Origin of the sequence: Streptococcus sp. HMSC064H09, from assembly GCF_001812625.1 — a bacterium.
In the GTDB taxonomy this organism is placed as follows: Bacteria; Bacillota; Bacilli; order Lactobacillales; family Streptococcaceae; genus Streptococcus.
Map to the genome: position 1 here is coordinate 1 of NZ_KV809569.1, position 20,971 is coordinate 20,971.

At 37.4% G+C, this 20,971-nt stretch carries 19 protein-coding genes and 5 pseudogenes; 21 read left to right on the forward strand and 3 right to left on the reverse strand.

The window, feature by feature from the left end; all coding sequences use genetic code 11:
• Window positions 1–32: 32 nt before the first annotated feature.
• The 12 genes and pseudogenes from HMPREF2867_RS10865 to HMPREF2867_RS10875 all read left to right on the forward strand — a co-directional run.
• Window positions 33–137, forward strand: a pseudogene (locus HMPREF2867_RS10865) (conjugal transfer protein); the annotation flags it as partial.
• A 22-nt stretch (window positions 138–159) separates the two neighbouring features.
• The gene (gene mobT / locus HMPREF2867_RS02900) at window positions 160–1,365 is read left to right on the forward strand and encodes a MobT family relaxase (protein WP_070575669.1); all 1,206 of its coding nucleotides are present in this window, start codon (window positions 160–162) and stop codon (window positions 1,363–1,365) included.
• Window positions 1,366–1,407: 42 nt separating this feature from the next.
• Window positions 1,408–1,629 (forward strand): hypothetical protein, encoded by a 222-nt coding sequence (locus HMPREF2867_RS02905; RefSeq protein WP_001009056.1) that lies wholly within the window; start codon window positions 1,408–1,410, stop codon window positions 1,627–1,629.
• 116 nt (window positions 1,630–1,745) lie between these two features.
• Window positions 1,746–2,243 (forward strand): antirestriction protein ArdA, encoded by a 498-nt coding sequence (locus HMPREF2867_RS02910; RefSeq protein ID WP_000342539.1) that lies wholly within the window; start codon window positions 1,746–1,748, stop codon window positions 2,241–2,243.
• An 88-nt stretch (window positions 2,244–2,331) separates the two neighbouring features.
• Window positions 2,332–2,724 (forward strand): conjugal transfer protein, encoded by a 393-nt coding sequence (locus HMPREF2867_RS02915; protein ID WP_000723888.1) that lies wholly within the window; start codon window positions 2,332–2,334, stop codon window positions 2,722–2,724.
• Window positions 2,708–5,155, forward strand: a complete 2,448-nt coding sequence (locus tag HMPREF2867_RS02920; protein ID WP_000331160.1) for a conjugal transfer ATPase TcpF — start codon at window positions 2,708–2,710, stop codon at window positions 5,153–5,155. The genes HMPREF2867_RS02915 and HMPREF2867_RS02920 overlap by 17 nt, the downstream gene beginning before the upstream one ends.
• Before the next feature lie 2 nt (window positions 5,156–5,157).
• On the forward strand, window positions 5,158–7,335 hold the full coding sequence (locus tag HMPREF2867_RS02925; protein ID WP_070575672.1) for a CD3337/EF1877 family mobilome membrane protein: 2,178 nt from the start codon (window positions 5,158–5,160) through the stop codon (window positions 7,333–7,335).
• Window positions 7,332–8,333: a bifunctional lytic transglycosylase/C40 family peptidase gene (locus HMPREF2867_RS02930; protein ID WP_000769868.1), complete on the forward strand. Its 1,002-nt coding sequence runs from the start codon at window positions 7,332–7,334 to the stop codon at window positions 8,331–8,333. Before HMPREF2867_RS02925 ends, HMPREF2867_RS02930 begins: the two co-directional genes overlap by 4 nt.
• Entirely contained in the window at window positions 8,330–9,262 is a 933-nt protein-coding gene (locus HMPREF2867_RS02935; protein ID WP_001224319.1) for a conjugal transfer protein, read from the forward strand. The genes HMPREF2867_RS02930 and HMPREF2867_RS02935 overlap by 4 nt, the downstream gene beginning before the upstream one ends.
• Window positions 9,263–9,575: 313 nt before the next feature.
• Window positions 9,576–9,623: pseudogene (locus HMPREF2867_RS11740) on the forward strand (hypothetical protein); the annotation flags it as partial.
• A 15-nt stretch (window positions 9,624–9,638) separates the two neighbouring features.
• Window positions 9,639–11,558, forward strand: a complete 1,920-nt coding sequence (gene tet(M), locus HMPREF2867_RS02940) for a tetracycline resistance ribosomal protection protein Tet(M) (protein WP_000691736.1) — start codon at window positions 9,639–9,641, stop codon at window positions 11,556–11,558.
• A 118-nt stretch (window positions 11,559–11,676) separates the two neighbouring features.
• Window positions 11,677–11,844 (forward strand): cysteine-rich KTR domain-containing protein, encoded by a 168-nt coding sequence (locus HMPREF2867_RS10875; RefSeq protein ID WP_000336323.1) that lies wholly within the window; start codon window positions 11,677–11,679, stop codon window positions 11,842–11,844.
• Between the two features lie 59 nt (window positions 11,845–11,903).
• Here the strand turns inward: HMPREF2867_RS10875 and HMPREF2867_RS02945 are convergent.
• Window positions 11,904–12,041, reverse strand: a pseudogene (locus HMPREF2867_RS02945) (XRE family transcriptional regulator); the annotation flags it as partial.
• Window positions 12,042–12,324: 283 nt separating this feature from the next.
• Here HMPREF2867_RS02945 and HMPREF2867_RS11685 point away from each other — a divergent pair.
• From HMPREF2867_RS11685 to HMPREF2867_RS02965, 5 genes and pseudogenes are all read left to right on the forward strand, one after another.
• Window positions 12,325–12,408 (forward strand): annotated as a pseudogene (locus HMPREF2867_RS11685) (MLS leader peptide); the annotation flags it as partial.
• Between the two features lie 48 nt (window positions 12,409–12,456).
• Window positions 12,457–12,540, forward strand: a complete 84-nt coding sequence (locus tag HMPREF2867_RS02950; protein WP_001814874.1) for a 23S rRNA methyltransferase attenuation leader peptide — start codon at window positions 12,457–12,459, stop codon at window positions 12,538–12,540.
• Between the two features lie 124 nt (window positions 12,541–12,664).
• Complete coding sequence (gene erm(B) / locus HMPREF2867_RS02955; RefSeq protein ID WP_001038796.1) at window positions 12,665–13,402, forward strand: 23S rRNA (adenine(2058)-N(6))-methyltransferase Erm(B); 738 nt, start codon at window positions 12,665–12,667, stop codon at window positions 13,400–13,402.
• A gap of 354 nt (window positions 13,403–13,756) precedes the next feature.
• Window positions 13,757–14,311 (forward strand): recombinase family protein, encoded by a 555-nt coding sequence (locus tag HMPREF2867_RS02960; RefSeq protein WP_000576156.1) that lies wholly within the window; start codon window positions 13,757–13,759, stop codon window positions 14,309–14,311.
• 3 nt (window positions 14,312–14,314) lie between these two features.
• Window positions 14,315–17,233 (forward strand): Tn3 family transposase, encoded by a 2,919-nt coding sequence (locus HMPREF2867_RS02965; protein ID WP_001240982.1) that lies wholly within the window; start codon window positions 14,315–14,317, stop codon window positions 17,231–17,233.
• Between the two features lie 73 nt (window positions 17,234–17,306).
• Here HMPREF2867_RS02965 and HMPREF2867_RS02970 read toward each other — a convergent pair.
• Window positions 17,307–17,528 (reverse strand): annotated as a pseudogene (locus HMPREF2867_RS02970) (helix-turn-helix domain-containing protein); the annotation flags it as partial.
• A gap of 504 nt (window positions 17,529–18,032) precedes the next feature.
• Between HMPREF2867_RS02970 and HMPREF2867_RS02975 the strand changes: the two are divergent.
• Both HMPREF2867_RS02975 and HMPREF2867_RS02980 read left to right on the forward strand, forming a co-directional pair.
• Window positions 18,033–18,455, forward strand: a complete 423-nt coding sequence (locus HMPREF2867_RS02975) for a sigma-70 family RNA polymerase sigma factor (protein WP_000804885.1) — start codon at window positions 18,033–18,035, stop codon at window positions 18,453–18,455.
• Complete coding sequence (locus HMPREF2867_RS02980; protein ID WP_000857133.1) at window positions 18,452–18,682, forward strand: helix-turn-helix domain-containing protein; 231 nt, start codon at window positions 18,452–18,454, stop codon at window positions 18,680–18,682. The genes HMPREF2867_RS02975 and HMPREF2867_RS02980 overlap by 4 nt, the downstream gene beginning before the upstream one ends.
• A gap of 225 nt (window positions 18,683–18,907) precedes the next feature.
• Here HMPREF2867_RS02980 and HMPREF2867_RS11505 read toward each other — a convergent pair whose 3' ends face one another.
• Window positions 18,908–19,159, reverse strand: coding sequence for a hypothetical protein (locus HMPREF2867_RS11505; RefSeq protein ID WP_001845478.1), 252 nt, complete (start codon window positions 19,157–19,159; stop codon window positions 18,908–18,910).
• Between HMPREF2867_RS11505 and HMPREF2867_RS02985 the strand changes: the two genes are divergently transcribed.
• Window positions 19,143–19,346: an excisionase gene (locus tag HMPREF2867_RS02985; RefSeq protein ID WP_000814511.1), complete on the forward strand. Its 204-nt coding sequence runs from the start codon at window positions 19,143–19,145 to the stop codon at window positions 19,344–19,346. The genes HMPREF2867_RS11505 and HMPREF2867_RS02985 overlap by 17 nt on opposite strands.
• An 81-nt stretch (window positions 19,347–19,427) precedes the next feature.
• Window positions 19,428–20,645 (forward strand): tyrosine-type recombinase/integrase, encoded by a 1,218-nt coding sequence (locus HMPREF2867_RS02990; protein ID WP_001291561.1) that lies wholly within the window; start codon window positions 19,428–19,430, stop codon window positions 20,643–20,645.
• The last annotated feature ends 326 nt before the right edge of the window (window positions 20,646–20,971 follow it).

Consider the following 20,971-nt stretch of genomic DNA (forward strand, 5'->3'; position numbering starts at 1 on the left):
AATTAAATGTCTAACTTTTTGGGGTCAGTACACTAACAGGGGGGTACAAATCGACAGGAAACAGTCAAAAAAACATTAGAAAATCCTTTGGTTACAAGGGATTTACAAAATTTCAGCGTATGTCAAATGGGCTTTAAAAGTTGACATACGCCTTTTTGATTGGAGGGATTTTTACTGAATGAACAAACTTGGTTACAGCATTTAAAAGAAAAACGCTTGGCTTATGGACTATCTCAAAACCGTTTAGCTGTTGCGACTGGTATTACAAGGCAGTATCTAAGCGATATTGAAACAGGAAAAGTCAAGCCATCAGAGGATTTACAGCAGTCCCTTTGGGAAGCTCTGGAACGCTTCAATCCCGACGCTCCCCTTGAAATGCTGTTTGATTATGTAAGAATTCGCTTTCCGACAACAGACGTACAGCAGGTGGTCGAAAACATCTTACAACTGAAACTGTCCTATTTTCTTCATGAGGACTATGGTTTCTATTCTTATTCAGAGCATTATGCTTTAGGCGACATATTCGTCCTTTGCTCCCATGAACTGGACAAAGGAGTTCTGGTGGAATTGAAAGGTCGTGGGTGCAGACAATTTGAAAGCTATCTTCTGGCACAACAAAGAAGCTGGTATGAGTTCTTTATGGACGTTTTGGTGGCTGGCGGTGTGATGAAACGCCTTGACCTTGCCATTAACGATAAGACAGGGATTTTAAATATCCCTGTACTCACTGAAAAGTGCCAACAGGAAGAATGTATCTCCGTCTTCCGCAGTTTTAAAAGCTATCGCAGTGGCGAACTGGTACGCAAAGAGGAAAAGGAATGTATGGGAAACACCCTCTATATCGGTTCATTACAAAGTGAAGTTTATTTCTGTATCTATGAAAAGGACTACGAGCAGTACAAGAAAAATGATATTCCCATTGAAGACGCAGAAGTAAAAAACCGTTTTGAGATTCGATTGAAAAATGAGCGTGCCTATTATGCAGTCCGTGATTTACTCGTCTATGACAATCCAGAGCATACCGCCTTTAAAATTATCAATCGGTATATCCGTTTTGTAGATAAAGACGATTCCAAACCTCGTTCTGATTGGAAACTGAATGAAGAATGGGCTTGGTTTATTGGGAACAATCGTGAACGATTAAAACTAAGCACAAAACCAGAGCCTTACTCCTTCCAAAGGACGCTGAACTGGCTATCTCATCAAGTTGCCCCGACCTTAAAGGTTGCGATTAAACTTGATGAAATCAACCAGACGCAGGTTGTAAAAGACATTCTCGACCATGCGAAACTGACAGACCGACACAAGCAGATTTTGAAGCAACAGTCAGTAAAAGAACAGGACGTGATAACAACAAAAAAATAACTCAAATACAAATTCATTGAATATAGAGAGGAGAACATTTTTATGAATTTTGGACAAAACCTTTATAACTGGTTTCTATCAAACGCTCAATCACTGGTGCTTTTAGCAATCGTTGTGATTGGCTTGTATCTTGGCTTCAAGCGTGAGTTTAGCAAACTGATTGGCTTTTTAATTATTGCGATTATTGCGGTTGGCTTAGTCTTCAACGCTGCTGGAGTAAAAGACATTTTACTAGAGCTATTCAATCGCATTATTGGTGCTTAAATAAAACCGTTCTTTTGTGGAATATAAGTGGTTTTCTTATGTTCCGCAAAGGAATGGTACACCAAACGAAGTGCGGTAGGGATTTTTGAATCTCTACAAAGAAAGGACGTGAATATATGGACGATATGCAAGTCTATATTGCGAATTTAGGCAAATACAATGAGGGCGAATTGGTCGGTGCGTGGTTTACCTTTCCCATTGACTTTGAGGAAGTCAAAGAGAAAATCGGCTTGAATGATGAATATGAGGAATACGCCATTCATGACTACGAGTTACCCTTTACGGTTGACGAATACACTTCCATTGGCGAACTCAATCGACTATGGGAAATGGTATCGGAATTACCCGAAGAATTACAATCGGAGCTATCTGCTCTGCTCACTCATTTTTCAAGCATTGAAGAACTAAGCGAACATCAAGAGGATATTATCATTCATTCCGATTGTGATGATATGTATGACGTGGCACGCTACTACATTGAAGAAACGGGTGCTTTAGGCGAAGTACCAGCTAGTCTTCAAAACTATATTGATTATCAAGCCTATGGTCGGGATTTAGACCTTTCAGGAACGTTTATCTCAACCAATCATGGGATTTTTGAAATCGTCTATTAAATCTGTCGGTACATTACTACTGGCAGATTTTCTATTTTACGGGGTGGCTCAATCAGCTACCCCTATTTTTTATGAAAGGATTGATTACATGAAGAAAATACGAAGCTATACCAGTATCTGGTCTGTGGAAAAGGTACTGTATTCTATCAATGATTTTAGACTTCCGTTTCCCATAACCTTTACGCAAATGACATGGTTTGTCGTGTCACTCTTTGCAGTGATGATACTTGGCAACTTGCCCCCTCTTTCCATGATAGAGGGAGCATTTCTCAAATACTTTGGGATTCCTGTGGCTTTCACATGGTTTATGTCTACAAAAACTTTTGATGGTAAAAAGCCTTATGGATTTTTGAAGTCTGTCATTGCTTATGCACTGCGACCAAAGCTGACCTATGCAGGAAAAAAAGTAACGCTTGGCAGAAACCAGCCACAAGAAGCCATTACAGCAGTTAGGAGTGAATTTTATGGCATATCCAATTAAATACATTGAAAACAATCTCGTCTGGAATAAAGACGGGGAATGTTATGCTTACTATGAGCTTGTTCCTTACAATTACTCATTTCTAAGTCCAGAACAGAAAATACAAGTGCATGATTCTTTCAGACAGCTTATCGCACAAAATCGTGATGGCAAAATTCATGCTTTACAAATCAGTACAGAATCCAGCATACGTTCTGCACAAGAGCGTTCCAAAAATGAAGTCACTGGCAAGCTCAAAGCGGTTGCCTATGACAAAATCGACCAACAGACAGACGCTTTAATATCCATGATTGGCGAAAATCAAGTGAACTACCGTTTCTTTATCGGCTTTAAGTTGCTTCTCAACGATCAGGAGTTTTCTATGAAAAGTCTTACCGTTGAAGCAAAAAATGCTTTGTCTGATTTTGTCTATGATGTGAACCATAAGCTGATGGGCGATTTTGTTAGTATGAGTAATGATGAAATCCTGCGTTTTCAGAAGATGGAAAAGCTCTTAGAAAATAAAATCTCTCGTCGTTTCAAAATCCGCAGGTTAGATAAGGACGACTTCGGCTATCTGATTGAACACCTTTACGGACAGACAGGCACTGCCTATGAAGAGTATGAGTACCATCTATCAAAGAAAAAGCTGGATAATGAAACGCTGATTAAATACTATGACTTGATTAAGCCTACTCGCTGTTTGGTGGAAGAAAAACAGCGATATTTGAAAATCCAGCAGGAAGATGAAACCGTCTATGTAGCTTACTTTACCATTAACAGCATTGTCGGAGAACTGGACTTCCCGTCCTCTGAAATCTTCTACTACCAGCAACAGCAATTTACATTCCCGATTGATACGTCAATGAATGTGGAAATTGTAGCGAATCGTAAAGCCCTATCTACTGTCCGCAATAAAAAGAAAGAACTGAAAGACTTGGATAACCACGCTTGGCAAAGTGATAATGAAACCAGCTCCAATGTGGCGGAAGCTCTGGAAAGTGTGAATGAGCTGGAAACCAATTTAGACCAAAGCAAGGAATCTATGTACAAGCTGTCTTATGTGGTAAGGGTATCAGCAAATGATCTTGACGAACTCAAACGTCGTTGTAATGAAGTGAAAGATTTTTATGACGATTTAAGCGTAAAACTGGTACGACCATTTGGGGATATGCTCGGCTTACATGAAGAATTTTTACCTGCCAGCAAGCGTTATATGAATGATTATATTCAATACGTGACCTCTGATTTCCTCGCTGGTTTAGGTTTTGGTGCTACTCAAATGCTGGGGGAAAATGAGGGGATTTATGTTGGCTACAGCTTAGATACTGGACGCAATGTCTATCTGAAACCTGCTCTTGCCAGTCAAGGGGTTAAGGGTTCAGTAACCAATGCGTTAGCGTCGGCTTTTGTTGGTTCGCTGGGTGGTGGTAAATCCTTTGCGAATAACCTTATCGTCTATTATGCGGTGCTTTATGGGGCACAAGCAGTGATTGTAGACCCAAAAGCAGAACGTGGCAGATGGAAAGAAACCTTGCCAGAGATTTCCCATGAAATCAATATCGTCACTCTGACTTCTGATGAGAAAAACAAAGGCTTACTTGACCCTTATGTGATTATGAAAAATCCCAAAGATTCTGAATCACTGGCTATTGATATTCTGACATTCCTTACGGGGATTTCCTCTCGTGATGGGGAACGCTTCCCAATCCTTAGAAAAGCCATTCGTGCAGTAACCAATAGTGAAGTACGAGGGTTGATGAAAGTGATTGAGGAATTACGGGTTGAGAATACGCCACTAAGTACCAGTATAGCCGACCATATCGAAAGTTTTACAGACTATGACTTTGCACATTTATTATTCAGTAATGGTTATGTGGAGCAGTCTATCAGCTTAGAAAAACAACTGAACATTATACAGGTTGCGGACTTGGTACTTCCCGACAAGGAAACTTCCTTTGAGGAATATACCACTATGGAGCTTTTATCCGTTGCTATGCTGATTGTCATTAGTACCTTTGCTTTAGACTTTATCCATACAGACCGAAGCATTTTCAAGATTGTAGATTTAGACGAAGCATGGAGCTTTTTACAGGTAGCACAAGGAAAAACACTATCTATGAAGCTGGTTCGGGCTGGTCGTGCTATGAACGCTGGGGTATATTTCGTGACCCAAAATACAGACGACCTCTTAGATGAAAAACTGAAAAATAACCTCGGCTTAAAATTTGCATTTCGTTCCACTGACCTTAACGAGATTAAAAAGACCTTAGCCTTTTTTGGTGTAGACCCAGAGGACGAAAACAATCAGAAGCGATTGCGTGATTTGGAAAACGGGCAATGCCTTATCAGTGATTTATATGGTCGTGTCGGTGTGATACAGTTCCACCCTGTATTTGAAGAACTGCTCCATGCCTTTGATACCAGACCACCTGTGCGAAAAGAGGTGTAAATGTGAAACCATCAATAGTAAACAGAATAAAATCAAACTGGACGCTGAAACGTCTAGGTAAAGTGGCAATGACAGTGGCTTTCACACTTGTGATTGCCATTTTTCTTTTAGCCATGCTGGGAACGGTGGTTCAAGCTGCGGGCTTGGTAGATGATACGGTCAATGTGGCAAATGAATACAGCCGATACCCACTTGAAAACTATCAACTGGATTTTTATGTGGATAATAGCTGGGGCTGGCTTCCGTGGAACTGGTCGGACGGGATTGGAAAACAGGTCATGTATGGACTATATGCCATTACCAATTTTATTTGGACAATCAGTTTGTATGTTTCCAATGCGACAGGTTACTTAGTACAGGAAGCCTATTCCTTAGACTTCATTTCCACTACAGCAGATTCCATTGGTAAGAATATGCAGACCTTAGCTGGTGTGAGTGCAAACGGATTTTCAACAGAGGGTTTCTATGTTGGATTCCTCTTACTCTTGATTTTGGTTCTTGGGGTTTATGTTGCCTATACGGGACTGATAAAGAGAGAAACCACAAAGGCAATTCATGCCATTATGAATTTTGTGCTGGTGTTTATCCTATCGGCTTCCTTTATTGCCTACGCTCCCGACTACATTAAAAAAATCAATGACTTTTCATCAGACATCAGTAATGCCAGTTTATCACTTGGCACGAAGATTGTCATGCCCCATTCCGATAGTCAAGGCAAGGACAGCGTGGACTTAATCAGAGATAGCCTGTTTTCCATACAGGTTCAGCAACCGTGGCTACTGCTTCAATACAACAGTTCAGACATTGAAAGTATCGGTATTGACCGTGTGGAAAGCCTGCTCTCCACCAGCCCAGATTCCAACAATGGCGAAGACAGAGAAAAAATTGTTGCGGAAGAAATTGAAGACAGAAGCAATACCAATCTAACCATTACAAAGACCATTAACCGTTTAGGTACAGTCTTCTTCCTATTTGTCTTCAATATTGGGATTTCCATATTTGTATTCCTATTAACAGGAATCATGATTTTCTCGCAGGTACTTTTTATCATCTATGCTATGTTTCTGCCTGTGAGCTTTATTTTAAGCATGATTCCATCATTTGATGGTATGTCAAAACGAGCCATAACAAAGCTCTTTAATACCATTTTGACACGAGCTGGAATCACATTGATTATTACGACAGCATTTAGTATTTCAACCATGCTCTATACCTTATCGGCTGGTTATCCGTTCTTTTTGATTGCTTTTCTACAGATTGTGACCTTTGCAGGAATCTACTTCAAGCTGGGCGATTTAATGAGTATGTTTTCTCTACAGAGTAACGATTCTCAAAGTGTGGGAAGTCGTGTGATGAGAAAACCTCGTATGCTTATGCACGCTCACATGCACCGTCTACAGCGGAAACTTGGACGTTCCATGACTACTCTAGGGGCTGGGTCTGCCATTGTTACAGGTAAAAAAGGACAGTCGGGTTCGGGGAGTTCTGCAAGGACACAAGCAGATCACTCCCGACCAGACGGAAAGGAAAAATCAACACTTGGAAAACGTATCGGTCAAACCATCGGTACAGTAGCTGATACCAAAGACAGAATGGTAGACACTGCTAGTGGTTTGAAAGAACAGGTTAAAGATTTGCCGACCAATGCAAGATATGCAGTATATCAAGGAAAATCCAAAGTAAAAGAGAATGTCCGTGATTTAACCAGTAGTATTTCTCAAACCAAAGCGGACAGAGCCAGTGGACGCAAGGAACAGCAGGAACAAAGGCGAAAAACCATTGCGAAGCGTCGCTCTGAAATGGAACAGGTCAAACAGAAAAAACAGCCTGCTTCTTCTGTTCATGAAAGACCGACTACAAGACAAGAACAATATCATGATGAACAGACCTCAAAACAGTCTAATATTCAGACTTCATATAAGGAATCTCAACAAGCCAAACAAGAGCGTCCAGCAGTTAAGTCCGATTTTTCAAGTCCAAAAGTGGAACGCCAAGGCAATACCGTTCAAGAAAAAACCGTTCAAAAGCCAGCAACTTCAACCACTACAGCAGATAGAACTTCACAACGTCCAATCACAAAAGAACGTCCGTCTACTGTTCAAAGAGTACCACTACAAAATACAAGAAGTAGACCACCAATCAAAACCGCCACCATTAAGAAAGTCGGTAAGAAACCATGAAGTTGAAAACTTTAGTGATTGGTGGTTCTGGATTATTCTTGATGGTCTTCTCACTGCTTCTGTTTGTTGCCATTTTATTTTCAGATGAACAGGACAGCGGAATTTCCAATATTCATTATGGAGGTGTGAATGTTTCCGCAGAAGTGCTGGCTCATAAGCCTATGGTAGAAAAATATGCCAAAGAATATGGCGTTGAAGAATATGTCAACATACTTCTTGCGATTATACAGGTGGAATCGGGCGGTACTGCGGAAGATGTTATGCAGTCCTCGGAATCCCTCGGTCTTCCACCTAATTCATTGAGTACAGAAGAATCCATTAAGCAAGGTGTGAAGTATTTCAGTGAATTATTAGCCAGTAGCGAAAGGCTCAGTGTAGATTTAGAATCGGTTATCCAGTCCTACAATTATGGTGGTGGTTTCTTAGGGTATGTGGCTAATCGTGGAAATAAATATACCTTTGAACTGGCTCAAAGTTTCTCAAAAGAGTATTCAGGTGGCGAAAAAGTGTCTTACCCCAATCCCATAGCCATACCTATCAATGGGGGCTGGCGATACAACTATGGCAATATGTTTTATGTGCAACTGGTAACGCAGTATCTTGTCACAACAGAGTTTGATGATGATACGGTACAAGCCATCATGGACGAAGCACTGAAATATGAGGGCTGGCGATACGTTTACGGTGGAGCTTCCCCGACTACTTCTTTTGATTGTAGCGGACTGACACAATGGACGTATGGAAAAGCTGGAATTAACTTACCACGAACCGCACAACAGCAATATGATGTGACCCAGCATATCCCACTATCGGAAGCACAAGCTGGCGATTTGGTTTTCTTTCATTCTACCTATAACGCTGGCTCTTATATTACTCATGTTGGGATATACCTTGGCAATAACCGTATGTTTCATGCAGGCGACCCAATCGGTTATGCCGACTTAACAAGCCCCTACTGGCAACAGCATTTAGTGGGAGCAGGACGAATCAAACAATGAGAAAGGAAGATTTAATGATGAAATTTAGAAAAAATCAGAATAAAGAAAAACAGATACCAAAGGAAAAGAAACCTCGTGTCTATAAGGTCAATCCTCATAAAAAGGTTGTGATTGCCTTGTGGGTACTTTTAGGGCTTAGTTTCAGCTTTGCGATATTCAAGCACTTTACAGCTATAGATACTCATACTATTCACGAAACAACTATCATAGAAAAGGAATACGTTGATACTCATCATGTAGAAAATTTTGTAGAGAACTTTGCGAAAGTCTACTATTCATGGGAGCAATCCGATAAGTCCATTGATAATCGAATGGAAAGTCTAAAAGGCTATCTGACAGATGAACTTCAAGCTCTCAATGTTGATACAGTACGCAAAGATATTCCTGTATCGTCTTCTGTAAGAGGATTTCAGATATGGACGGTAGAGCCAACTGGCGACAATGAGTTTAATGTAACCTACAGTGTAGACCAGCTCATTACAGAGGGAGAAAATACAAAGACCGTCCACTCTGCTTATATAGTGAGTGTCTATGTAGATGGTTCTGGAAATATGGTACTGGTTAAGAATCCGACCATTACCAACATACCTAAGAAATCAAGTTATAAACCAAAAGCCATTGAAAGTGAGGGGACGGTTGATTCCATTACAACCAATGAAATCAATGAGTTTTTAACGACGTTCTTCAAGCTCTATCCTACAGCGACAGCCAGTGAACTTTCCTACTATGTGAATGACGGGATATTAAAACCAATCGGAAAAGAGTACATCTTTCAAGAACTGGTAAATCCTATTCACAATCGTAAGGATAATCAAGTCACGGTATCGCTGACAGTGGAGTATATCGACCAGCAGACCAAAGCAACGCAGGTATCTCAATTTGATTTGGTACTTGAAAAGAACGGGAGTAATTGGAAGATTGTAAAATAACAAATATTGGTACATGATTACAGATACTTTGTAATCATGTACTCTTTTTGATAAAAAATTGGAGATTCCTTTACAAATATGCTCTTACGTGCTATTATTTAAGTGACTATTTAAAAGGAGTTAATAAATATGCGGCAAGGTATTCTTAAATAAACTGTCAATTTGATAGCGGGAACAAATAATTAGATGTCCTTTTTTAGGAGGGCTTAGTTTTTTGTACCCAGTTTAAGAATACCTTTATCATGTGATTCTAAAGTATCCAGAGAATATCTGTATGCTTTGTATACCTATGGTTATGCATAAAAATCCCAGTGATAAAAGTATTTATCACTGGGATTTTTATGCCCTTTTGGGTTTTTGAATGGAGGAAAATCACATGAAAATTATTAATATTGGAGTTTTAGCTCATGTTGATGCAGGAAAAACTACCTTAACAGAAAGCTTATTATATAACAGTGGAGCGATTACAGAATTAGGAAGCGTGGACAAAGGTACAACGAGGACGGATAATACGCTTTTAGAACGTCAGAGAGGAATTACAATTCAGACAGGAATAACCTCTTTTCAGTGGGAAAATACGAAGGTGAACATCATAGACACGCCAGGACATATGGATTTCTTAGCAGAAGTATATCGTTCATTATCAGTTTTAGATGGGGCAATTCTACTGATTTCTGCAAAAGATGGCGTACAAGCACAAACTCGTATATTATTTCATGCACTTAGGAAAATGGGGATTCCCACAATCTTTTTTATCAATAAGATTGACCAAAATGGAATTGATTTATCAACGGTTTATCAGGATATTAAAGAGAAACTTTCTGCCGAAATTGTAATCAAACAGAAGGTAGAACTGTATCCTAATATGTGTGTGACGAACTTTACCGAATCTGAACAATGGGATACGGTAATAGAGGGAAACGATGACCTTTTAGAGAAATATATGTCCGGTAAATCATTAGAAGCATTGGAACTCGAACAAGAGGAAAGCATAAGATTTCAGAATTGTTCTCTGTTCCCTCTTTATCATGGAAGTGCAAAAAGTAATATAGGGATTGATAACCTTATAGAAGTTATTACTAATAAATTTTATTCATCAACACATCGAGGTCCGTCTGAACTTTGCGGAAATGTTTTCAAAATTGAATATACAAAAAAAAGACAACGTCTTGCATATATACGCCTTTATAGTGGAGTACTACATTTACGAGATTCGGTTAGAGTATCAGAAAAAGAAAAAATAAAAGTTACAGAAATGTATACTTCAATAAATGGTGAATTATGTAAGATTGATAGAGCTTATTCTGGAGAAATTGTTATTTTGCAAAATGAGTTTTTGAAGTTAAATAGTGTTCTTGGAGATACAAAACTATTGCCACAGAGAAAAAAGATTGAAAATCCGCACCCTCTACTACAAACAACTGTTGAACCGAGTAAACCTGAACAGAGAGAAATGTTGCTTGATGCCCTTTTGGAAATCTCAGATAGTGATCCGCTTCTACGATATTACGTGGATTCTACGACACATGAAATTATACTTTCTTTCTTAGGGAAAGTACAAATGGAAGTGATTAGTGCACTGTTGCAAGAAAAGTATCATGTGGAGATAGAACTAAAAGAGCCTACAGTCATTTATATGGAGAGACCGTTAAAAAATGCAGAATATACCATTCACATCGAAGTGCCGCCAAATCCTTTCTGGGCTTCCATTGGTTTATCTGTATCACCGCTTCCGTTGGGAAGTGGAATGCAGTATGAGAGCTCGGTTTCTCTTGGATACTTAAATCAATCATTTCAAAATGCAGTTATGGAAGGGATACGCTATGGTTGCGAACAAGGATTATATGGTTGGAATGTGACGGATTGTAAAATCTGTTTTAAGTACGGTTTATACTATAGCCCTGTTAGTACTCCAGCAGATTTTCGGATGCTTGCTCCTATTGTATTGGAACAAGTCTTAAAAAAAGCTGGAACAGAATTGTTAGAGCCATATCTTAGTTTTAAAATTTATGCGCCACAGGAATATCTTTCACGAGCATACAACGATGCTCCTAAATATTGTGCGAACATCGTAGACACTCAATTGAAAAATAATGAGGTCATTCTTAGTGGAGAAATCCCTGCTCGGTGTATTCAAGAATATCGTAGTGATTTAACTTTCTTTACAAATGGACGTAGTGTTTGTTTAACAGAGTTAAAAGGGTACCATGTTACTACCGGTGAACCTGTTTGCCAGCCCCGTCGTCCAAATAGTCGGATAGATAAAGTACGATATATGTTCAATAAAATAACTTAGTGTATTTTATGTTGTTATATAAATATGGTTTCTTGTTAAATAAGATGAAATATTTTTTAATAAAGATTTGAATTAAAGTGTAAAGGAGGAGATAGTTATTATAAACTACAAGTGGATATTGTGTCCTGTATGTGGAAATAAAACACGATTAAAGATAAGGGAAGATACTGAATTAAAAAAATTCCCCCTCTATTGTCCGAAATGCAGACAAGAAAATTTAATTGAAATAAAGCAGTTCAAAGTAACTGTGATTACAGAGCCAGACGCAAAGACGCAGAGCCGATAAAATGAGATTAATACAATCTCATTTTATCGGCTCTTTCCGTTATGTATGGATTCTTTTAATTAGTCTTCGATGTTTCTTGCTTCGTTGATACCGCTGGCTAAAGATTCCATTAAGGATAGTTCTTTGTCTGTAAAGCTATCCATGTATTTCTCTATCTGTAATCGTCGGGTGCTTTTTACCAAGTTATTAGCAGGTAGGGGTCCCGAGCGCCTACGAGGAATTTGTATCGATAAGAAATAGATTTAAAAATTTCGCTGTTATTTTGTACATTTAACTTGACGGTGACATCTCTCTATTGTGAGTTATTAGTGGTACAGTTTTCAACCGTTTTAATTATAAAAAAGTGGTGCATTTTTAAATTGGCACAAACAGGTAACGGTTATTGCAGGTGTATTTCTTATCTATGGGTTTAACATGGATTTTATCATTAAAATCATGAGTATTGTCCGAGAGTGATTGGTCTTGCGTATGGTTAACCCTAAAGTTATGGAAATAAGACTTAGAAGCAAACTTAAGAGTGTGTTGATAGTGCATTATCTTAAAATTTTGTATAATAGGAATTGAAGTTAAATTAGATGCTAAAAATTTGTAATTAAGAAGGAGGGATTCGTCATGTTGGTATTCCAAATGCGTAATGTAGATAAAACATCTACTGTTTTGAAACAGACTAAAAACAGTGATTACGCAGATAAATAAATACGTTAGATTAATTCCTACCAGTGACTAATCTTATGACTTTTTAAACAGATAACTAAAATTACAAACAAATCGTTTAACTTCTGTATTTGTTTATAGATGTAATCACTTCAGGAGAGATTACATGAACAAAAATATAAAATATTCTCAAAACTTTTTAACGAGTGAAAAAGTACTCAACCAAATAATAAAACAATTGAATTTAAAAGAAACCGATACCGTTTACGAAATTGGAACAGGTAAAGGGCATTTAACGACGAAACTGGCTAAAATAAGTAAACAGGTAACGTCTATTGAATTAGACAGTCATCTATTCAACTTATCGTCAGAAAAATTAAAACTGAATACTCGTGTCACTTTAATTCACCAAGATATTCTACAGTTTCAATTCCCTAACAAACAGAGGTATAAAATTGTTGGGAATATTCCTTACCATTTAAGCACACAAATTATTAAAAAAGTGGTTTTTGAAAGCCGTGCGTCTGACATCTATCTGATTGTTGAAGAAGGATTCTACAAGCGTACCTTGGATATTCACCGAACACTAGGGTTGCTCTTGCACACTCAAGTCTCGATTCAGCAATTGCTTAAGCTGCCAGCGGAATGCTTTCATCCTAAACCAAAAGTAAACAGTGTCTTAATAAAACTTACCCGCCATACCACAGATGTTCCAGATAAATATTGGAAGCTATATACGTACTTTGTTTCAAAATGGGTCAATCGAGAATATCGTCAACTGTTTACTAAAAATCAGTTTCATCAAGCAATGAAACACGCCAAAGTAAACAATTTAAGTACCGTTACTTATGAGCAAGTATTGTCTATTTTTAATAGTTATCTATTATTTAACGGGAGGAAATAATTCTATGAGTCGCTTTTGTAAATTTGGAAAGTTACACGTTACTAAAGGGAATGTAGATAAATTATTAGGTATACTACTGACAGCTTCCAAGGAGCTAAAGAGGTCCCTAGCGCCTACGGGGAATTTGTATCGATAAGGAATAGATTTAAAAATTTCGCTGTTATTTTGTACAATAAGGATAAATTTGAATGGTACCATAAACGACCGTTTATGGTACCTTTTCATTTTCCTGCTTTTTCTAAATGTTTTTTAAGTAAATCAAGTACCAAAATCCGTTCCTTTTTCATAGTTCCTATATAGTTATACTTAATGAGTTATGGTACATTTAAATTATAAAATTAAGGAGGTTTTTTTATGATTTTTGGCTATGCTCGAGTGAGTACGGATGATCAAAATCTTAGTTTACAAATTGATGCACTTACTCATTATGGAATTGATAAATTATTTCAAGAAAAAGTAACTGGTGCGAAAAAAGACCGACCGCAATTAGAAGAAATGATCAACCTACTACGTGAAGGAGATTCTGTTGTCATTTACAAGTTAGATCGAATTTCACGATCAACTAAACATTTGATTGAACTTTCTGAATTATTTGAAGAACTTAGTGTCAATTTTATATCTATTCAAGATAACGTAGATACTTCAACGTCTATGGGAAGATTCTTTTTCCGAGTTATGGCTAGTTTAGCAGAACTGGAACGGGATATTATTATTGAACGAACTAACTCTGGTCTTAAGGCAGCCAGAGTCCGAGGAAAAAAAGGGGGCCGTCCAAGTAAAGGTAAGCTATCAATTGATTTAGCTTTAAAAATGTATGACAGCAAAGAGTATTCTATTCGTCAAATTCTTGATGCCTCTAAATTAAGCAAAACAACCTTTTACCGTTACCTCAATAAAAGGAATGCTTAAGATATGGCTATGAAAAGAATTTTAACTACTTCACAGCGTGAACAACTTCTTTCTGTAGACCACTTATCAGAAGAGGATTTTAAAGCGTATTTTAGTTTTTCTGATTATGATCTGGAGGTTATTAATCAACACCGTGGAAAGGTCAATAAACTAGGATTTGCGATACAACTTTGTTTGGCCCGGTATCCTGGGTGTTCTTTAAGTAATTGGCCGATTAAATCAACCAGACTAACTTCTTATGTGAGTCGACAGCTCCATCTTGATGCAATTGATTTAAATTCATATGATCATAGAAATACACGTGCAAATCACTTCAACGAGATCTTAGAAGTATTCAACTATCATCGATTCGGTAGTGCTAATACACAAAAACAGTTAATAGAATATTTAATTGAACTAGCTTTAGAAAATGATGACTCTATCTATCTAATGAAAAAAACAATTGATTTCTTAACTCGAAAAAGAATTATTTTTCCATCTATAGCTACACTTGAAGACATTATAAGCCGCTGTCGAGATAAAGCAGAAAACAACTTATTTTCAATATTACTCTGTTCATTAACAGATATACAAATTGAAAAACTAGAGAGTTTGTTTCAAATTTATGAAGAGACGAAAATAACTAAACTCGCTTGGCTAAAAGACATTCCAGGTAAGGCAAATCCAGAAAGCTTTATGAGTATTTGTAAAAAAGTGGAAGTGATTGCTTCCATGGGACTCGGGACAATTAATGTCTCCCATATTAATCGGAACAGGTTTCTTCAGCTAGCTAGACTAGGGGAAAATTATGATGCATATGACTTCTCCCGTTTTGAGCTTGAAAAAAGATACTCTTTACTTATTGCTTTTTTAGTCAATCATCATCAATATCTGATCGATCAACTGATTGAGATTAATGACCGCATTTTAGCAAGTATTAAACGCAAAGGGACACGTGATTCACAAGAACAGTTAAAAGAAAAAGGAAAATTGGCTACTAAAAAATTGGAACATTATGCTTCTTTAATTGATGCTCTTCACTTTGCAAAAGATAATGATAGTAATCCTTTTGACGAAATTGAACGAATCATGCCTTGGGAAGATTTAGTACAAGATGGAGAAGAAGCTAAAAAAATTACAGGTAATAAAAATCATGGCTATTTAGAAATGGTTCGAAATAAAGCTAATTACCTCCGAAGATACACGCCAATGTTATTGAGGACCCTTTCGTTCAAAGCAACTCCGGCAGCAAATCCAGTCCTCATGGCCCTAACTCAACTAACTGATTTACACAATAGTGGTAAAAGAAAAATACCGGCAGATACTTCTACTGATTTTGTGAGTAAAAAATGGAAAAGCCTTGTTCGGCCAGAAGAGGGGAAAATAGATCGGTCTTACTATGAGTTAGTAGCTTTCACCGAGCTAAAGAACAATATTCGATCAGGAGATATTTCAGTTGAAGGAAGTATGATCCATCGAAATATTGATGATTACTTAGTTGATTTATCTGCTTGTATTGATTCAGAAACTATTCCAGACACGTTTGAGGACTATTTAAAGGATCGGGAAATAATTTTAGATTTACAGCTTCAATTTTATTCGACAGTTGATAAGAGAATTTCAAGAGCAAACCTTAAAAAGTTGGAAAAAGTTACACCTAGCGAAGCAGAAATATATAGAAAAAAACTTTATTCAATAATTCCTAAGATAAGGCTTAGTGATCTTTTAATTGAGGTGGACAGTTGGACCAACTTTTCACAAGAATTTAGTCATGATTCTACAGGGAAACCGCCGAGTGAACAAGAAAGAAAAATTATTTTTGCTGCTTTGCTGGGTTTAGGGATGAATATTGGTCTTGAAAAAATGGCCCAATCAACTCCTGGAATTTCTTATTCTCAGTTAGCCAATGCCAAACAATGGCGCTTTTATAAAGAAGCTCTGACTCGTGCTCAATCTGTTTTGGTTAATTATCAGTTAAAGCTTCCTGTTGCAGACTTTTGGGGTGAAGGAAAAACCACTGCTTCAGACGGAATGCGCGTCCCAGTGGGCGTCTCAGCTCTAAAATCCGATGTTAATCCACATTACAAAAGTATGGAAAAAGGAGCTACAATGATTCGATCAATAAATGATAGGCATACGACTCATCATATCGAGGTTGCTTCAACTAATACAAGGGAAGCTACTCATACCCTTGATGGCCTACTTTATCATGAAACAGATCTAGATATTGAGGAACATTTTACTGATACAAATGGGTATTCTGATCAGGTGTTTGGAATGACCGCATTACTAGGCTTTGATTTTGAACCTCGCATCAGAAATATAAAAAAATCACAATTATTTTCTATCAAATCACCTTCCTACTACCCTAACTTATCAGAAGATATAAGCGGAAAAATCAATGTAAAAATTATTGAAGAAAACTATGATGAAATTAAACGAATCGCCTATTCGATTCAAACAGGAAAAGTATCTAGTTCTTTACTATTAGGAAAGCTAGGCTCATACGCACGTAAGAATAGAGTAGCTCTTGCACTGAGAGAACTAGGTCGCATTGAAAAGAGCATTTTTATGATAGATTATATTACAGATAGTGAGCTACGGCGAAGGATCACTCATGGACTAAATAAGACAGAAGCGATTAATGCTTTAGCTAGAGAACTATTTTTTGGGCGACGCGGAAAATTTATGGAGCGCGATATTCGCCGACAACTTCAAAGTGCTAGTGCGCTTAATGTGTTAATAAATGCAATAAGTATATGGAACGCCGTCTACTTACAAGCAGCTTATAATTATCTCGTCAAAATAGATCCCGAAGTAACTAAGTATATGAAGCATGTATCTCCTATTAATTGGGAGCATATCACTTTTCTTGGAGAGTATAAATTTGACTTGTTATCTATTCCTAAACACTTAAGAGAATTGAATATAAAAAATAAATAGGCCTTGAAACATTGGTTTAGTGGGAATTTGTACCCCTTATCGATACAAATTCCCACTAAGCGCTCGGGACCCCAGGTAAGAAAAATTCATCAACGGAAACATGAAGTAACGATACAAGGTCATAAAGAACTTGTATGCTGGGGTGTTGCCCTTTATTTTCAATATTAGTTAAGTACCGTGGGTCAATTTCAATCAATGCTCCCACTTGTTCACGAGTTAAACCTCGTTTCAATCGAGCTTCTTTAATGGCTAAACCAAAGGCTCTAAAATCATATTTATCTTCTTTTTTACGCATAGTAGACCACCTCTATACATTTTATTGTTCCTACTGAATTAAAAACAGGTATAGAAAAACGTGTTATATGGTTTATAGGTTTATATTTAATAAAAAGCACTACTAAACGCCAATAAAAAAAACCGTTATATGGTAGTGCTATTTACGCTGTTAAAATATTGTATATTACTTCCAAATGGCGGTTTGTTGGAGGTCAACGTCGCCATGAAGTACATCATATACAATAAATTTCCTTACATTGGGTTCTTGTCAAAAAAAGTCGTCTATCTGCAATAGATAAGTACGTCCACCAATGTGGTTTTATAAATCATATAGATAGAATAACAGAAGCATGTAAACAGAGAAATAAATCTGTTTATATGCTTTTTTGGCTATTCAGAACTTTTTTACAAAGTTTATTTATCAGTAATGCAACAAATCCCCCTTTCACATTGGGACTAAGAGTGAAAGGAGATAAACGAGCAAGGCTCACTTCCTTTCCTAGACAGAAAGGGGGTGAGAAACATGAAACCATCTTCTTTTCAGACCACAATAGAAAATCAGTTTGACTATATCTGTAAACGTGCTATGGAAGACGAGCGAAAGAATTATATGCTTTATCTTTCAAGGATTGCAAAGCGTGAGGTGTCCTTTTCGGATGTTGGCGATTATCTTGTTAGCCAGTTTGCGACAACAGATAACTATTCAACTGACTTTCAGATTTTTACACTCAATGGGTTATCAGTAGGCGTTGAAAATGATTTGTTGAGTGAAGCATTACGTGAGTTGCCAGACAAGAAACGTGAAATTCTACTGCTGTTTTACTTTATGGACATGAGCGATTCAGAAATTGCAGACCTGTTGAAATTGAACCGTTCTACTGTCTATCGGCATAGAACCAGTGGACTAGCCTTAATTAAAAAGTTTATGGAGGAATTTGAAGAATGAAAACACAATATCCTATGATTCCCTTTCCTCTCATTGTAAAGGCAACAGATGGCGATACCGAAGCGATTAACCAGATTCTACATCATTACAGAGGGTACATAACGAAGCGTTCCCTACGACTTATGAAAGATGAATATGGCAATCAAAGTATGGTCGTTGATGAAGTCTTACGTGGAAGAATGGAAACCAGACTGATTACAAAGATTTTGTCATTTGAAATTAAGTAATATCCTCTCTCCTTTCGTGGAAGCGTGCTAAACCATTCCACGCTTCCCGAACAGGGAGGTTTGTTATTCCACCAAAGCATATTGAGCTTTCAATGTGTTTTGATAGGCTAACGAGCCATTGTTCTTTGAAAACTGAATAAAAGTAATCGAATACGTTTCGATAAGAAAAGAGCCAACGGAACTAACCGCCATGACCTATCTTATAAAGATAGCGAGCGATTCATGTTAGTGATCCGAGAAGCAATCTTTAGCAGGATTGCCTGCAACGACATTCTTATCGTGATAATGATACTCCCATACAGTCAATAGTCCGAGCGTGATAAAACCGTCGCAGGCAATGAGTATGGCTACATGAGAACCATGCAGGGGTGGAACTCCCGTGAGCTTTGCTAAAGCTGTTCGATTGCTGGTAAAACAACTTTTATGAAATCCAAATAAGTGATTTGGAAAGGAGGATTTTATGAAGCAGACTGACATTCCTATTTGGGAACGTTATACCCTAACCATTGAAGAAGCGTCAAAATATTTTCGTATTGGCGAAAACAAGCTACGACGCTTGGCAGAGGAAAATAAAAATGCAAATTGGCTGATTATGAATGGCAATCGTATTCAGATTAAACGAAAACAATTTGAAAAAATTATAGATACATTGGACGCAATCTAGCGTCGCCAAAGGGTCTTGTATATGATAAAATAGTATTAAGTCGTATCAAGGCTCTTTCCATAAAGGAAAGGAGCAAATGCCATGTCAGAAAAAAGACGTGACAATAAAGGTCGAATCTTAAAGACTGGAGAGAGCCAACGAAAAGACGGAAGATACTTATACAAATATATAGATTCATTTGGAGAACCGCAATTTGTTTACTCGTGGAAACTTGTGGCTACAGACCGAGTACCAGCAGGAAAGCGTGATTGTATCTCACTTAGAGAGAAAATCGCAGAGTTACAGAAAGACATTCATGATGGTATTGATGTTGTAGGAAAGAAAATGACACTCTGCCAGCTTTACGCAAAACAGAACGCTCAAAGACCAAAGGTTAGAAAAAACACTGAAACTGGACGCAAATATCTTATGGATATTTTGAAGAAAGACAAGTTAGGTGTAAGAAGTATTGACAGTATTAAGCCATCAGACGCTAAAGAATGGGCTATTAGAATGAGTGAAAATGGTTATGCTTATCAAACCATCAATAACTACAAACGTTCTTTAAAGGCTTCATTCTATATTGCTATACAAGATGATTGTGTTCGGAAGAATCCATTTGACTTTCAACTGAAAGCAGTTCTTGATGATGATACTGTCCCTAAGACCGTACTAACAGAAGAACAGGAAGAAAAACTGTTAGCCTTTGCAAAAGCTGATAAAACCTACAGCAAAAATTATGATGAAATTCTGATACTCTTAAAAACAGGTCTTCGTATTTCAGAGTTTGGTGGTTTGACACTTCCAGATTTAGATTTTGAGAATCGTCTTGTCAATATAGACCATCAGCTATTGAGAGATACTGAAATTGGGTACTACATTGAAACACCAAAGACCAAAAGTGGCGAACGTCAAGTTCCTATGGTTGAAGAAGCCTATCAAGCATTTAAGCGAGTGTTAGCGAATCGAAAGAATGATAAGCGTGTTGAGATTGATGGATATAGTGATTTCCTCTTTCTTAATAGAAAGAACTATCCAAAAGTGGCAAGTGATTACAACGGCATGATGAAAGGTCTTGTTAAGAAATACAATAAGTATAACGAGGATAAATTGCCACACATCACTCCACATAGTTTGCGACATACATTCTGTACCAACTATGCAAATGCAGGAATGAATCCAAAGGCATTACAGTACATTATGGGACATGCTAATATAGCCATGACGCTGAACTATTACGCACATGCAACATTCGATTCTGCAATGGCAGAAATGAAACGCTTGAATAAAGAGAAGCAACAGGAGCGTCTTGTTGCTTAGTAGTACAAATGAATTTACTACTTATTTACCACTTCTGACAGCTAAGACATGAGGAAATATGCAAAGAAACGTGAAGTATCTTCCTACAGTAAAAATACTCGAAAGCACATAGAATAAGGCTTTACGAGCATTTAAGAAAATATAAAAAGATAATTAGAAATTTATACTTTGTTTAGTAATAAAAAGCTAAGATTATTATAGTAATCAAGGCACCTAAGAACTTTTGAAAACATAAAACATTTTCAAGAAATCTTGATTTAACAGTCATTTCCCTTGTGTAAGCGTTTCAAAAGGTGTATACTATAAATGAAAAGATAGGAAAAGGA